The 14,071-nt window shown below is 65.3% G+C and carries 15 protein-coding genes and 1 tRNA gene; 9 read left to right on the forward strand and 7 right to left on the reverse strand.

Features of this window, described 5'->3' with window-relative positions; translation table 11 throughout:
- Positions 1-2: 2 nt before the first annotated feature.
- The 6 genes from mbtN to crcB (HBE63_RS05525) are packed head-to-tail and all read right to left on the reverse strand — an operon-like array spanning position 3 to position 4,924.
- Positions 3-1,178, reverse strand: coding sequence for a mycobactin biosynthesis acyl-ACP dehydrogenase MbtN (gene mbtN / locus HBE63_RS05500; protein WP_166903851.1), 1,176 nt, complete (start codon positions 1,176-1,178; stop codon positions 3-5).
- Positions 1,175-2,740, reverse strand: a complete 1,566-nt coding sequence (gene mbtM, locus HBE63_RS05505) for a long-chain-fatty acid--ACP ligase MbtM (RefSeq protein ID WP_243858689.1) — start codon at positions 2,738-2,740, stop codon at positions 1,175-1,177. The genes mbtN and mbtM overlap by 4 nt, the downstream gene beginning before the upstream one ends.
- Before the next feature lie 5 nt (positions 2,741-2,745).
- On the reverse strand, positions 2,746-3,015 hold the full coding sequence (locus tag HBE63_RS05510) for an acyl carrier protein (protein ID WP_055112333.1): 270 nt from the start codon (positions 3,013-3,015) through the stop codon (positions 2,746-2,748).
- Positions 3,016-3,075: 60 nt separating this feature from the next.
- Positions 3,076-4,155, reverse strand: a complete 1,080-nt coding sequence (locus HBE63_RS05515) for a DUF190 domain-containing protein (protein ID WP_166903853.1) — start codon at positions 4,153-4,155, stop codon at positions 3,076-3,078.
- Entirely contained in the window at positions 4,152-4,529 is a 378-nt protein-coding gene (gene crcB / locus HBE63_RS05520; RefSeq protein ID WP_166903854.1) for a fluoride efflux transporter CrcB, read from the reverse strand. Before crcB (HBE63_RS05520) ends, HBE63_RS05515 begins: the two co-directional genes overlap by 4 nt.
- The gene (gene crcB, locus HBE63_RS05525) at positions 4,526-4,924 is read right to left on the reverse strand and encodes a fluoride efflux transporter CrcB (protein ID WP_166903855.1); all 399 of its coding nucleotides are present in this window, start codon (positions 4,922-4,924) and stop codon (positions 4,526-4,528) included. Before crcB (HBE63_RS05525) ends, crcB (HBE63_RS05520) begins: the two co-directional genes overlap by 4 nt.
- Before the next feature lie 71 nt (positions 4,925-4,995).
- Between crcB (HBE63_RS05525) and pgm the strand changes: the two genes are divergently transcribed.
- From pgm to HBE63_RS05560, 8 genes are all read left to right on the forward strand, one after another.
- Positions 4,996-6,642: a phosphoglucomutase (alpha-D-glucose-1,6-bisphosphate-dependent) gene (gene pgm / locus HBE63_RS05530; protein ID WP_166903856.1), complete on the forward strand. Its 1,647-nt coding sequence runs from the start codon at positions 4,996-4,998 to the stop codon at positions 6,640-6,642.
- The gene (locus HBE63_RS05535; RefSeq protein ID WP_166903857.1) at positions 6,639-7,901 is read left to right on the forward strand and encodes an MFS transporter; all 1,263 of its coding nucleotides are present in this window, start codon (positions 6,639-6,641) and stop codon (positions 7,899-7,901) included. Before pgm ends, HBE63_RS05535 begins: the two co-directional genes overlap by 4 nt.
- A gap of 55 nt (positions 7,902-7,956) precedes the next feature.
- Positions 7,957-8,029: transfer RNA gene (locus HBE63_RS05540), tRNA-Ala, on the forward strand.
- Positions 8,030-8,394: 365 nt separating this feature from the next.
- Positions 8,395-10,398: a class I SAM-dependent DNA methyltransferase gene (locus tag HBE63_RS05545; RefSeq protein ID WP_208301310.1), complete on the forward strand. Its 2,004-nt coding sequence runs from the start codon at positions 8,395-8,397 to the stop codon at positions 10,396-10,398.
- A complete protein-coding gene (locus tag HBE63_RS31840; protein ID WP_371815008.1) occupies positions 10,307-11,278 on the forward strand; it encodes a type I restriction endonuclease subunit R in 972 nt (323 codons plus the stop codon). The genes HBE63_RS05545 and HBE63_RS31840 overlap by 92 nt, the downstream gene beginning before the upstream one ends.
- A 115-nt stretch (positions 11,279-11,393) precedes the next feature.
- A complete protein-coding gene (locus HBE63_RS05550) occupies positions 11,394-11,672 on the forward strand; it encodes a hypothetical protein (RefSeq protein ID WP_166903858.1) in 279 nt (92 codons plus the stop codon).
- Complete coding sequence (locus tag HBE63_RS05555) at positions 11,663-12,610, forward strand: hypothetical protein (RefSeq protein ID WP_166903859.1); 948 nt, start codon at positions 11,663-11,665, stop codon at positions 12,608-12,610. The genes HBE63_RS05550 and HBE63_RS05555 overlap by 10 nt, the downstream gene beginning before the upstream one ends.
- Positions 12,611-12,793 (forward strand): hypothetical protein, encoded by a 183-nt coding sequence (locus HBE63_RS05560; protein WP_166903860.1) that lies wholly within the window; start codon positions 12,611-12,613, stop codon positions 12,791-12,793. It begins immediately after the preceding gene.
- Positions 12,794-13,006: 213 nt separating this feature from the next.
- Here the strand turns inward: HBE63_RS05560 and HBE63_RS05565 are convergent, their stop codons facing one another.
- Positions 13,007-13,198, reverse strand: a complete 192-nt coding sequence (locus HBE63_RS05565; RefSeq protein WP_166903861.1) for a hypothetical protein — start codon at positions 13,196-13,198, stop codon at positions 13,007-13,009.
- A 504-nt stretch (positions 13,199-13,702) separates the two neighbouring features.
- On the opposite strand from HBE63_RS05565, the gene HBE63_RS05570 reads away from it, so the two are divergent.
- Positions 13,703-13,960, forward strand: a complete 258-nt coding sequence (locus tag HBE63_RS05570) for a DUF3297 family protein (RefSeq protein ID WP_166903862.1) — start codon at positions 13,703-13,705, stop codon at positions 13,958-13,960.
- Positions 13,961-14,071: the final 111 nt, after the last annotated feature.

Here is a 14,071-nt window from a genome sequence, read left to right on the forward strand (position 1 = left end):
GTTCAGGCTCCGGCGAATTCGGCGTAGCCCTCGTAGTCGGGCTTCATCGCCGCGGCCACCAGCTCCCACAGCACCTCATCGGTGCCGCCACCGACCCGGGCCAGCTTCATGTCGCGCCACCACTTGCCCAGCGGGGTCTCGTCGACGAGGTAGCCCGAACCGCCGAAGATGTGCATGCACTCCGACGCGACCTCCTCGCCCAGACGTGCGGCAGTCACCTTGAAGGCAGCGGCGGCCCGGAGATCGAGCTTGCCCTGCAGGGCCACCCCGGCCAGGGCATAACGCAGCAGATCGACGCGGGCCTGCAGATCGGCGATCCGCATCCGCAGCGCCTGGTGCTCATAGAGGGTGTGGCCGAACTGGCGACGCTTCATCATGCGCGCCAAGGTGATTCCGAGGATTCGTTGTGATCCGGACGCCACCTGCCCGGAAATCGACATGCGTTCGTGGGCCAGGCCCCACGAGATCGCGGCGAGCCCGGTCCCGGCCCGGGCCACCAGATGGTCGGCGGGCACCCAGGTGTCGATGTGTACCGCGGCGGTATCCAGGGGACCGTTGCCGACCTTGCGGTAGGGGGTCTGCACCTCGACCTGCGAGGTCGGGACGGCGATGACGACGACGTTGCCGTGCCGGCTCGTCGGGTCGTGGTCGACGTTGCGGGCCACCACCATGATGTGATCGGCGACCGGCGACAGCGAGACGAACTTCTTGATGCCCTTGATCTCGAAACCGTCTCGTGCCGTGCGGACTTCGGTCTCCACGATCTGCAGATCCGAGCCGCCGGATTCTTCAGAGGCGGCGATGCACAGCACGGCCTCGCCGCGAACGGCTTGTTCGCAGATGGTGCGGAGGTGATCGGATTTGCCGAACCGGCGCAAGAGGGCGATGGCCGAATCATGCAGGCTGACACCCACACCGATGCCGGAGGAGCCCGTCCGGCCCAGCGCGAAGGCCAACTCGATCAGCTTGGCCACATCGGGCTGCTGACCGTCGCCCCATTTCTCGGTGAACACCCCGTTGCGGCCGAGGTGTTCGATGAGTGCACGCGGAAAGTGTTCGGTCTCTTCGGCTTCGGCGGTCCATGCCTTGACCTGGTCGTCGAACACCCGATCCAGCAGGTCGCGGTACTCGTCGAGGGTGGTGGTGGCCGGCGCCGGTGTGGGCACTATGGCGGTCATGACTTCGCTGTCTCCATTTGTCGTTTGACCTCCAGGCGGCGCAGCTTGCCCGAGGAGGTGCGGGGGAGTGAGCCCGGTGCCAGGAACACCACGTCGGCGGGCACGATGCCGCATTCGGAGGCCACCTGCTGGATGACCTGGCTGCGGGCTCCGGCCTCGTCGGCACCGCGGAACTCCGCCGCGATCACCAGACCGGACCGGACTGCCTTCTCGCCGGCGCCCACGGCTACCACCGCGCCTTCGCGAACACCTTTGACCTGGGCGGCAACTCGCTCGATCTCGGTGGGGAAGATGTTGCGTCCGGCGACCGTGATCAGTTCCTTGGTGCGTCCGCACACCACCAGCCCACCGTCGACGAAGTAGCCCAGATCGCCGGTGGCGAACCAGTCGCCGGGACTCAGCGGGGTCTGGCCGAGGTAGCCCGACATCATCGAGGTGCCGCGGATCTCGATCTCGCCCACCTCGCGGCCGACGATGCCGGCATTGTCGTCGCTGGGGCGCAGGCGCACTTCCATCCCGGCGATGGCGTCACCGAGGACCGCGAGCTGTTGCTGATTGGACCCGGCGTCCGTGGTGACGGTGATCTCGTCGAGCACCACGCCGAGCCCGGGAACGGGGACCGTGACCGCGCAGGATGATTCGGCCATCCCGTAGGACGGTGAGAGGGCTCCGGGGTTGAAGCCGAAGCGGGCCAGTTCGGTGCCGAACCGGCTCGTGGCCTCACAGTCGACCGGCTCACCGCCATTGAGGGCGAACCGCAGGGCCGACAGGTCGAGATCGGTCAGCCGCCGGGAGTACTTGCCGATCAGTCCGTAGGCCATGTTCGGCGCGGCGGTCAGGGTGGCCCGGCTCTCGGTGAGCCACCGCACCCAGCTGAACGGTGAGGCCGCGAACGCCGCCGTCGGCGCCTGCCACACCTCGATGCCGTGGATCGCTCCGGTGAGCAGGAAGGTCAGGCCCATGTCGTGGTACAGCGGCAGCCAGGAGCAGCCGATATCGCTGGGCGACAAGCTGATCCGGCCGGCCAGCCCATTCAGGTTGGCCAGTACCGCCGAGGGCGGCATCTGGGCGGTGCGTGGTGTGCCGGTGGAACCCGCCGTGCCTTGCAGGACCGCGCACGGGCCGGTTCCCAGCGGCAGAGTAGTGGAGCGCTGGGTGTGTGCGACGACGACGTCGTCGTGGATCACCGGGGACGGGTCGGCCTTCTGCAGCAGATTCAGGTAGTCGCCATGGCTGAATACGGTGCCCACCCCGATGTCGGCGAACCGCTTCAGGGTGGATTGCGCCCACTGGCCGGCGTCCGCTCCCCGGACAGGACCGGGCAGCACTGAAAGCGCTGCGCCGGAAAGGAGGCCGCCGAGAACCGTCGCGATTCCCTCCACGGTGGGCTCACCGACCACACCGACAGCCGTCGAACCGTCGTGGCCGATCTGCTCGGCGACGTTCTCGGCGCGGGCATACATCTGCCCCCACGGGTGGCGGGTCCAGACGCGGGCCTCCTGGTCGTACACCACGAGATCGGCGTCGCTCGCGGTCAGCGCCGCGGAGAGCGCCGTGGCCAGCACGCTCACTGGCTGCTCTGCGCGGCAGGCACTTTCGCCAGGATGGCCGCCTCGAGGTCTCCGACGGTGTCGCAGCTGAGCAGGTCTTCTTCGGACAGGACGACCCCAAGCTTGTCCTCGATCGCCACCATGCCTACCGCGAAGGCCACCGAATCCAGGCCCGCGTCGTCGACGAGGCGGGATTCCCTGGTCACCCGGCGGACATCGACGTTCATGTCGTCGCGAAGGATCTCGGTGAGGGCGGCGCTGACCGCTTCGGGTGTTGTCGACTGCATGGGGTCGCACGGTACACGGCGAAGGAAAGCTAGGCTAGCCTTACCAGGCCTGCTGTGGGCTTAGTAACTAAAGCGCGCCAGATCGGTGCCGCCGAGGCGGTGGCCGGCGTCGACGACGGTTGCGGAGGGCACCATCTCGGCGCTGATCACGCCGTGCTCGCGGGTGAGCTCGTCGATGATCTCGAAGGCCCCGGCGATGCGTTCCGGGGAGTCCACCACGATCGTCGTCACCGGCACCTGACGTCCGAACTGAAACAGCCGGTCGCCGTGCGGCGTGTCCGCGCCACTGAAACCCCAGACCGCGCGCAGCACGGTGGCACCGCCCGCGGCGCCGGTCTGCATCAGCCTGCGGACGATCGCCCGGTGGATGGGCACTCCGTCGTGGTGCGCGGTCTCGGACGTGTGCACCATCAACTTCTGCCACAGCGGTCGGCCCTCGGCATCGGCGCCCGGGAGTTCGGCCGGGCGGGTCAGCAACTGGCCGCCCCGTTTGCACAGTTGGACACGCTCGACCGTGAGCAGCGGGTTCTCCAGCAATTCGGTCAGCTCGCCGAGCACCTCGTTGACCTGGGCCCCGGTCCCGAGCCCGATGATCATCAGCGGTACCTCGGTGTTGCGGCTGAAGAACGCGGCGCGTCGACGCCGGCCGTGCGCGGTGCCGTCGACTCCCAGGAACACGGTGGCCCCGGCGAAGCCACGTCGGTGCAGCAGATCGCACACCGCGCGGTAGGCCGGGATTCCGCCGACCCGGTGATGACGGCCGACGTACACCGTCAGCTTGGCGAAGTCGGTGGCCACCGGAACCGATGCCGTCGGTGACTGACCGCGGATCAGGCGCGCCCGCTCCAGGGTGATCAGACCTCGGGGAATGAGATCCACGGTCTGCTCGGCCAGCGCAGAGATCTTGTCGGCGGCATCGACCGCCGCGATGGCGATCGGCGGATCCTCCGAGCCGGTCAACGTCTCGTCGGTCCGCAGGTGATGGTGTGGACCGAAGCTGGAGATCCCGCGCAGCATCACGCTGATCGCGACATCGCCGCCGCCGTACAGGTCCAGGAGCGCGTCGGCGACGAAGCGGTGCTCGTGACGCAACCGTTCGGCGAAATACGCGGTCAGCTTGAGGTAATCGGTGGTGGTCACAGCTGGCCCCCCAGCGACATGCCCAGCCACGCCGCGATCAGACCGAGCGCCACGCTGATACCAATGTTGCCCACCGCGGGCCAGACCCGGCGCTCCTCGCCCAGGCGTTGGGTTTCCAGCATCCAGGTGGAGAACGTGGTGTAGGAGCCGACGAATGCGGTCCCGGCCAGCAGTGCGGCGTGCCGGTCCAGGGCCAGCCCGCCCAGGAAGCCGAGCAGAAACGCTCCACTGAGGTTGACGGCCAGGGTGCCGAACGGGAAGCCACGGGTGTGGCGCGCGGACACGGCACGGTCGAGCAGGAACCGGCAGACCGCTCCGACGCCGCCCAGAAGCATCACCCCGGCCCAGACCATCGCGGTCACCGGCGCACTCATCTGCGCACCATGGCCCGGCGCACCATCGCGGTTGCGATCGCCACTGCGAGTAGACCGGCGGCGATGCTGGCCGCGGTGTAGCCGGCCGCCAACGCCCAGTTCCCGTGCTCGAGCATGGTGACCGTCTCGACCTGCATGGTGGAGAAGGTGGTGAGCCCGCCGCACACGCCAGTGCCCAGCAGTGGCCGGCGGTAACTGGACACCGGCAGCCGCTCCAGCAGCCGCGTGGTGAAGTAGCCGAGCAGGAACGCGCCGACGATGTTGACGATGAAGGTCGGCCACGGCCAATGGCCGGGTTCGGGAGCCATGAGCACCGCCAGGAGGGCACGAGCCAGCGTGCCCAGGGCGCCGCCGACGAAAACCGCGGCCAATTCTCGGGGATCGTGGCCGAACATAAGCCAAAAGTATGGCGGCTAGTGTGCGACTAACCGGCACCGACATCCGTTCGGGAGCACAATCGGGAACCATGGCTGCCAATCCCCGTGCCGGGCAACCGGCTCAACCCGAGGATCTGATCGACATCGCGCAGGTGGTGACCGCCTACTACACCAGGCGGCCCGACCCCGATGACATTGCGCAGCAGGTGGTGTTCGGCACCTCCGGGCATCGCGGTTCCAGTCTGGACACCGCGTTCAACGAAGGCCACATCCTGGCCACCACTCAGGCCATCGTCGAGTACCGGGCCGCGCAGGGCACCACCGGCCCGCTGTTCCTCGGTCGCGACACCCATGCGCTGTCGGAACCGGCATGGGCGTCGGCCCTTGAAGTGCTGGCCGCCAATGATGTTGTGGCGATGATCGATTCGGCCGACCGCTACACCCCGACGCCCGCCGTCAGCCACGCCATACTGACCTTCAACCGGGGTCGCGATTCGGACCTCGCCGATGGCATCGTCGTGACACCATCGCACAACCCGCCGCGCGATGGCGGCTTCAAGTACAACCCGCCCAACGGCGGGCCGGCCGACACCGACGCCACCGGGTGGATTGCCAAGCGAGCCAACGACATCCTGCGCGACGGGTTCAAACCGGTGAAACGCATGCCGCTGGCGCGGGCTTTGCAGCTGGCCCAGCGCCACGACTATCTGGACGCCTACGTCGCGGATCTGGCCAATGTGGTGGACATGCACGCGATCCGGGCCGCGGGTATCCGCATCGGTGCCGACCCACTCGGCGGGGCCAGCGTGGACTACTGGGGTGCGATCGCCGAGCGCTACAACCTGGACCTGACCGTGGTCAATCCACTGGTGGACGCGACGTGGCGGTTCATGACGCTGGACACCGACGGCAAGATCCGGATGGACTGCAGCTCACCGAACGCCATGGCCGGGCTTCTCGAAAAAGTGATCGGCCACCCTGGGACATACCAGATCGCCACCGGTAACGACGCCGACTCCGACCGGCACGGCATCGTTACCCCGGACGGCGGGCTGATGAACCCCAACCACTATTTGGCCGTGGCCATCGACTACCTCTATACCCATCGGCCCGACTGGCCCGCGGCCACCGCGGTCGGCAAGACCGCGGTCAGCAGTTCGATCATCGACCGGGTGGTGGCCGGGCTGGACCGCAAGCTGGTCGAGGTGCCGGTCGGGTTCAAGTGGTTCGTCGACGGGCTGATCGGCGGCGGCATCGGTTTCGCCGGCGAGGAGAGCGCGGGGGCGTCGTTCCTGCGCACCGACGGGTCGACCTGGACCACCGACAAGGACGGCATCATCCTGGCGCTGCTGGCCTCGGAGATCCTGGCGGTCACCGGGTCGACGCCGTCGCAGCGGTATGCCGAACTCGCCGGACGCTACGGTTCGCCCACGTATGCGCGCATCGACGCGCCGGCCGACCGGGACCAGAAGGCGCGGCTCGCCAAACTCTCGCCCGAGCAGGTGAGCGCCACCGAACTGGCCGGTGAGCCGATCACCGCGAAGCTGACCGCCGCGCCGGGCAACGGTGCGGCGCTGGGCGGGCTGAAGGTCACCACCGAGAACGCCTGGTTCGCCGCCCGGCCGTCGGGCACCGAGGATGTCTACAAGATCTACGCCGAGTCGTTCCTCGGGGCCGAGCATCTGGCGGAGGTGCAGGAGGCCGCCAAGGGCGTGGTTAATACAGTCATTGGGTGAGCGTTACGGAGGGCGACTGTCAAAGCGACACCAAGGCGAAGCTGCCCGGTGAAGTCTGGGTCCTGATCGTCGCCAACGCCGTCATCGCGCTCGGCTACGGCGTGGTGGCCCCCGTGCTGCCGGCCTACGCGCGGCACTTCGGCGTCAGCATCAGTGCCGCGACGTTCGTCATCACCGCGTTCGCCCTGATGAGGCTGTGTTTCGCGCCGGCCACCGGCGTGCTGATCCAGCGACTGGGGGAGCGCCGGATCTACGTGTGGGGCCTGCTGATCGTCGCCGTCACCACCGGCGCCTGCGCGTTCGCGCAGACGTACTGGCAGCTGCTGCTGTTCCGATCGCTTGGTGGTGTCGGCTCGACGATGTTCTTTGTCTCGGCGCTGGGGCTGATGATTCGCGTCAGTCCGGAGGATGCCCGCGGCCGCGTGGCCGGCTTGTTCTCCTCGGCGTTCCTGGTCGGGTCGGTCGGCGGGCCGGTGCTCGGCAGCCTCACCGCGGGGCTCGGCCTGAACGCCCCGTTCGTGATCTACGGCGTCGCGCTGTTGGTGGCGGCCGCCGTGGTGTTCATCAGCCTGCGGCACTCGTCGTTGGCCGCGCCCGCGCCCGAAGAAGGTGCCAAGGTGACCGTCCGCACGGCGCTGCGCAACCGCGCCTACCGGGCGGCACTGTTGTCGAACTTCGCCACCGGCTGGTCGGCGTTCGGACTCCGAATTGCCTTGGTGCCGTTGTTCATCGTCGACGTGCTGCATCGTGGGCCCGGAATGGCGGGGCTGGCGCTGGCCACCTTCGCAGTCGGCAACGTGTCGGCGGTCATCCCCAGCGGTTACCTGTCCGACCGGGTGGGGCGGCGCCTGCTGCTGATCGTCGGGCTCACGGCGGCCGGGATCTCGACCGTGATGGTCGGGTTCACCGACGGGCTGATGCTGTTCCTGGTGGCCGCCTACATCGCGGGCTTCTCGACCGGCATCTTCACCGCCCCGCAGCAGGCCGCGGTGGCCGACATCATCGGCAACAAGGCCCGCGGCGGCACTGCGGTGGCGACCTTCCAGATGATGGCCGACGTCGGTTCGGTCGGCGGCTCACTGCTTGTCGGACTGATCGCGCAGTACCTGTCGTTCTCCTGGGCCTTCGTGATCAGCGGGGTGATCCTGCTGGTCGCTGCAGTGGGTTGGGTCTTTGCTCCCGAGACCCGCGGACGGCCCTCCGCGGAGCACACTCCGGCCCGCGCGCTCGGCCCTGAGGCCGGCGGAGAGGTTCCCTGACCAGCGATTTTGAACCAGGGGTGGCCGTGGTGTAACTTCGTGGGGCACGACAAACGGGGCTATGGCGCAGTTGGTAGCGCACCACACTGGCAGTGTGGGGGTCAGGGGTTCGAATCCCCTTAGCTCCACGTTTGAAAAACCCGCTCTAGCCATTGGTTGGGGCGGGTTTTTTCGTTGCGAGTCTTCCGGGCGACTCTCTAGGAGAGGTGCCGGTCCGTCGGAGGCTCAGGCATCAGCTGCTTGCACCAGGGACACGCCAGAGCTGGATAGTCGGACGTCCAGATGAACGTCAGTGGCTGACGCTACCGTCACCGGTGAAAGAACGGCATCACACAACCCTCGTGATCGTGAGGGGATAGGTGATTGTGTTCTTCGCCAGCATTTGAGAGCCACAGCCCGGAGGACGTGACCGTTGCCGAACAACTCCATGAACCATTCTCGGATCGTCGCGCTCATTTGTGGCATCGCCGACGACGCCCTCCGAGATGTCTAAGTGCGTAGCAAATACCGGGATGTGATCCTGCCCTTCACCGTGCTGCGTCGCCTCGACAGCGTGCTGGAGCCGACCCGCGATGCGGTCAAGCAGATGAAGGAAACCCTCGACGGTGCGACCATCGCCAATCAAGACGGTCCGCTGCGTCAGGCGGCCGGGCAGGATTTCTACAACCACTCCGGCTTCACGCTCAAAGACCTCCGCAACACCGCAAACTCGACTCGGCTGCGGCAGAACTTCGAGGCCTACCTCGACGGATTCTCACCGAACGTGCAGGAGATCATCGACAACTTCGAGTTCCGCAACCAACTTCCACGGCTGACTAAGGCCGATGCGCTCGGCGCGCTGATCGAGAAGTTCCTTCAGCCCGACCTCGATCTCTCGCCGACCGGTCTCGACAACCACGGCATGGGCACCGTCTTCGAGGAGCTGGTGCGCCGGTTCAACGAGGAGAACAAGGAAGAGGCCGGCGAGCACTGGACGCCCCGCGACGCGGTGCGTTTGATGACTCGGTTGATGTTCGAGCCAATCGCCGAGGAGATCCCTTCGGGCACTTACCGTCTCTATGACGGTGCGATGGGCACCGGTGGCATGCTTACCGTTGCCGAAGACACTCTCAAAGACCTCACTGAGCCTGCGGGCAAGAAGATCTCCACTCATCTCTACGGCCAGGAGATCAATGCTGAGACCTACGCGATCGCCAAAGCCGACCTGATTCTCAAGGGCGAGGGCTCTGCCGCTGACAACATCAAAGGCGGCCCGGAGTATTCGACTCTGTCGAATGACGCCTTTGCGGGCCAGGAGTTCGACTTCATGCTTTCGAATCCGCCGTACGGAAAAAGCTGGAAGGCCGACCAAGACCGCCTCGGTGGCGCGAAGAAGATCATCGACCCACGCTTCGTGGTCACCCACGGTGACGAGACCGAATACTCGCTCGTCACCCGCAGCAGCGACGGTCAATTGATGTTCCTGGCGAACCTGATCTCGAAGATGAAGCGGGACACCCCGCGCGGCTCGCGGATCGCCTCAGTGCACAACGGCTCGTCGCTGTTCACCGGCGACGCGGGTCAGGGCGAGAGCAACATGCGCCGCTGGATTATCGAAAACGATTGGCTTGAAGCGATTGTCGCGTTGCCGCTGACGATGTTCTACAACACCGGCATCGCCACCTACGTCTGGGTTCTCACCAACCGCAAGGATGAGCGCCGCAAGGGCAAGGTGCAGCTCATCGACGCCACCGGATGGTCCACTCCGTTGCGAAAGAACCTCGGCGAGAAGGGTGTCGAGGTCGGCACCACCGACGCCGACCAGGTGCTCGAAGCCTTCACGGCTTTCGACGAGTTCGACGATCCCGACCACTCGAAGGTGTTCGACGGCGTCGACTTCGGCTACTCCAAGATCACCGTCGAGCGCCCTCTGCGTATCCGAAGTGTCGACCCGCACAGGGTCTACACCGCCAAGGAGATCAAGGCGCTTAAAGAAGACGGCGTCCGCGATGAGTCCGCTCCGGCGGTCATCAAGAAGGCGTTGCCATTCGCAGCGACACCCGACCCGCTGCATGGCCGCTACGAGGCCGTGGTCGATGGCCGCACTCGAGTGGTCGAATACGAGCCTGACACCGAACTGCGTGACACCGAACAGGTTCCGCTCACCGAACCCGCAGGTAAGTACGGCGACGGCGTCGAGGCGTTCTTCCGCCGGGAGGTCACCCCGTACGCGCCCGATGCCTGGATTGATGAGACGAAGACCAAGATCGGTTACGAAATCTCTTTCACCCGACACTTTTACAAGCCAGCACCGATGCGAACGCTCGCCGAAATTCAGGCCGACATCCGCGCGCTGGATCAAGGCGGACCCCTACCGAATTCTCGTCGTGGCCAACAAGTTCCAGACCGGCTACGACGAGCCGCTGATGCACACCATGTATGTCGACAAGACGTTGTCGGGAGTGCTGGCCGTGCAGACGCTCTCGCGGCTCAACCGGGCCCACCCCGCCAAGCGTGACACCTTCGTGCTCGACTTCGCCAACGACGCCGAGCTCATCAAACGTTCCTTCGATCCGTACTACCGCGCCACCGTGCTTTCCGAAGAGACCGACGCCAACAAGCTGCACGATCTGATCAACGATCTGGATGGCTTCGGCGTCTACACGCCCGAGCATGTCGACGCTTTCGTCGAGCTCTACCTTGGGGGTGCTGGGCCTGATCAGCTGCATCCGATCCTCGATGCGTGCGTGGCCGAGTACATCGAGCTGCCTGATGAAGATGACCAGGTGAAGTTCAAGGGTGACGCCAAGGCGTTCCTGCGTACCTACAACTTCCTGTCGGCAGTGCTGCCCTACGGGAGTGTCGAGTGGGAGAAGCGCGCGATCTTCCTCGACAACCTCGTGCCGAAGCTTCCCGCACCCGCCGAAGATGACCTTGCTGCAGGCATCCTGGAGAGCATCGATCTCGAGTCGTACCGTGCCGAAAAGGCGGTTGCGATGAAGATCGTGCTCGACGACGAGGACGGCTCCCTTGACCCGGTTCCGGTCGTCGGTGGCGGCCACAAGGCCGACCCCGAGCTGGAGAAGTTGTCGGAGATCGTGAAGAGCTTCAATGACCACTTCGGCAACATCGCATGGGAAGACAAAGACCGCATCGAGCGCCGCATCACCGAAGAGATCCCGCGGATCGTCGCAGCGGACGAGGCCTACCAGAACGCGCAGGCCAATGATGACCCGGTGAACGCCCGCGTGGAGATGAACCGGGCACTCAGCAAGGCGATGCTCGGCCTGATCGCGGATGAGACCCAGCTGTTCAAGGCGTTTCAGGACAACGACAGCTTCAAACGCTGGCTCGAAGATGCCGTGTTCAAGGCGACGTACCAGAAGAAGGCGGGATGATGAACCGCCCCGAGTTTGATGCCGATGCCGTTTGCAATGACGTTGTTGCACGAGGCCGAGCACCATCTGGCGCCGCCGCCCGGAACGGGCTTATAGCACAGTTACGATGACTGTCATGAGTGGGGAGATTCAAGCCGATACTGCCAGCCTGGACAGCGCCGGATCGGGCCTGTCGGCCCAGGCCGACCAGCTACACATCATGGTCGACGGGCAACCCGTGGCCGCAGAGCACGCCAGTGTGTTCGCCGCTGCGAACGTGTCTGCTGACATTCAACAGTTCATGACCGAACTGCGGAACCGGATCAGCAGTCGCGGGACGCACCTCCAGCACGCCGCAGCGGCCTATGTGACCACCGACACCGACGCTGCCGAGCAGGTGACGCGATGGGTCTGACACGAACCGGCATCGCCAACTACCGCAACGCCATCACCGAACTGTCGGCCAGTGCCGACACCTGGCGGTTGGCTGCCGACCACATCGAGACCGCCGTCGATGGCTACGTGTCGACCATCACCGGGACCGACTGGGCCGGGACAGCAGCCGAGGCCGCCGAAGAATCGGCCTATGCCGACCGCGGGGTGGTCTATGACGCCGCCGGCCATCTGCGCACCTTGGCCCGCCACGCCGACCTCGGTGCGTCGAACCTGCGCAACGCGCACACCGAGACCACCGAGGCTATCGACGCTGCCGAAGTTGACGGGTTCGCCGTCGATGATGAGCTGCGTATCCGCGATGCCCGCCGCTACGACATCACCACCATTCGGGCGCGCAACGCCGCGCTGGCCGAGCACAGCGACACCGTGAACCGTGCCGTGGAGAAGCTGATCGCCGAAGACGAAGAGACGGCCAACACCATGACCGCACACAACAACGTCGCCAGCTTCACCCCGGCGCGCTGGCGCGACGATGCCGTGATCAAGTCCGGTGGACACGTGCAGGCCGTCGACTACACCACTGACAGCCAGGTCGGTCCGTTCCCGGTGCCACCATCGGTCAAAGAACGCGAAAAGCCGTTGCCACCAGCGCCTCCGGTGCCCCCGCCGGCGCCGTGGGAACAGCGTATGGCTGACCTGGAGAAACGCAACGCCGAGCAGGACAAAAAGATCACCAAGCTCGAAGAGAACGGACACAAGCCGACCGTCGGCGGGGTGCTCGGTGCTCTGGGCACGGGCTGCGCCACGGGCGCTGCGAGTGCGGCGATTGCCGGTGCGCCGACCGGACCCGGTGAAGGTGTGGCCATCCCGGGCGGCTGCATTATCGGTGGTGCTGTTGGATTGGGTGGATACCTGACCGGTGTCTGGATCACGAACGCCACTGAGGGGGTCGGCTAGATGCGTAACGCCACGTTCTGGGTGAGCATGATCGGTTTGTTCCTGTTCATCGTCGGTGTGACGCTGTGGAGCGGAGCCGCACATACGACGCTGACCGTCATCGGTGGAATCGCCACCGCGGCAGGTGCTTTGATCTACGGCATTGCCACAGTGAAGGTGCTGCACGCGCGTCGACGTCGCTAGCCCGAAAATTCGGCGATCAGTTCGTCGAGCACCTGTAACGCCTCGTCACGTGGCAGATGAACCACGAGGTGACGCACCAAGTGGTAGGCCGCACAGTGTTCCCGCGTTGAACCCGTCGATGTTGACGCGCAGTTTGGCGCTCGCGCAGCACCACGGATCGTCACTCGTCGTCTTTGTAGTCCCACAGCACGTCAGCGCCGGCCTCGATGTCGGTCACGGTGCGACGATGACCGTCGAGTGCCTGCTGTTCGATGGCGTAGCGGAAACACGCTTCGCGTCATGCACGCCGCCGAACACCATGGTTTCGAAGATGATCGGCGGACCGTCGTCGGTGAAACTGTGGTTCAGGCCCAGCCAGACCGTCGAGACGACCACCTCATCGTCGCCGTGATAGTTCTGCTTCATGTTTGCGCCGGTTCGACCACCAGCCGACCGGCCGGTATTCCATACTTTCGTACTTGCGCGCCCATTCCATCATGTCGATTTCTCGACCCGTGAGGTGTTCCATCGAGGTAACATCCCGTGGAAACGTGCAGCTAATCAGGTACGTTGCGACGATGCTCACATACGCAGTTGCGTAGGGGATACCCGCAGGTCGGAGCATTATTTCGGCAGGAAACCGCCGAAAATGTAAGAAATTCGAATCCCCTTAGCTCCACAGCAGAGAACCCGAAGCCGGATGGCTTCGGGTTCTCTGCTGTGTGTGTGGGTTGTTGTCGCCGAACTCGATCGCGAGGCAACCCGGCCAAGGCGATCACTCTGCCGCATGAGCTGATCGGCCGCGCCAGCGTTTCGTAATCCCGCTGAGGGCGGCCCGCCAGGGCCTACCCGAAACCCGCCACTACAGGTCGCGTAGGTTCTTAGGGAATCAAATCCAAGCGTCTAACGCAGCATTCAACGAAAGCCACCATGCCCGAGGATCAGAACACAGACGTTCCACCGAATCACCTCTCCGTCGATCCCCGCAGCGCCTTCTATAACGAAGAGGTGCTGCTCCGCGACGTGGGTATTCGCTTCAATGGAGTCGAGAAATCCAACGTTCACGAATACGACGTGGCCGAGGGTTGGGTGCGTGTTGAAGTCCCTACCGCCAAGGATCGCCGCGGAAATCCGATGGTCGTCAAGCTCAGCGGCACGGTTGAACCCTATTTCCGCCAAGCACAGTAGCGGACGCCCCTGGGTTACTGCCGCCGTCGGCCGGCACGCGCTGTCGAACCGGCCCGTTTGACGACAACCTGACGGCAGTTGCTGCTCCGAGTGCACTCACTAGCGAAACGC

It is taken from the genome of Mycobacterium sp. DL440 (assembly GCF_011745145.1).
In the GTDB taxonomy this organism is placed as follows: Bacteria; Actinomycetota; Actinomycetes; order Mycobacteriales; family Mycobacteriaceae; genus Mycobacterium.

Excerpts from the sequence above, each read along its gene's own strand:
- HBE63_RS31840 (WP_371815008.1), top strand. The coding sequence starts at position 10,307 with ATGCACACCATGTATGTCGACAAGACGTTGTCGGGAGTGCTGGCCGTG.
- mbtN (WP_166903851.1), bottom strand. The coding sequence starts at position 1,178 with ATGACCGCCATAGTGCCCACACCGGCGCCGGCCACCACCACCCTCGAC.
- crcB (WP_166903854.1), bottom strand. The coding sequence starts at position 4,529 with ATGAGTGCGCCGGTGACCGCGATGGTCTGGGCCGGGGTGATGCTTCTG.
- crcB (WP_166903855.1), bottom strand. The coding sequence starts at position 4,924 with ATGTTCGGCCACGATCCCCGAGAATTGGCCGCGGTTTTCGTCGGCGGC.
- pgm (WP_166903856.1), top strand. The coding sequence starts at position 4,996 with ATGGCTGCCAATCCCCGTGCCGGGCAACCGGCTCAACCCGAGGATCTG.
- HBE63_RS05550 (WP_166903858.1), top strand. The coding sequence starts at position 11,394 with ATGAGTGGGGAGATTCAAGCCGATACTGCCAGCCTGGACAGCGCCGGA.
- HBE63_RS05555 (WP_166903859.1), top strand. The coding sequence starts at position 11,663 with ATGGGTCTGACACGAACCGGCATCGCCAACTACCGCAACGCCATCACC.
- HBE63_RS05570 (WP_166903862.1), top strand. The coding sequence starts at position 13,703 with ATGCCCGAGGATCAGAACACAGACGTTCCACCGAATCACCTCTCCGTC.
- HBE63_RS05560 (WP_166903860.1), top strand. The coding sequence starts at position 12,611 with ATGCGTAACGCCACGTTCTGGGTGAGCATGATCGGTTTGTTCCTGTTC.
- HBE63_RS05565 (WP_166903861.1), bottom strand. The coding sequence starts at position 13,198 with ATGAAGCAGAACTATCACGGCGACGATGAGGTGGTCGTCTCGACGGTC.
- HBE63_RS05510 (WP_055112333.1), bottom strand. The coding sequence starts at position 3,015 with ATGCAGTCGACAACACCCGAAGCGGTCAGCGCCGCCCTCACCGAGATC.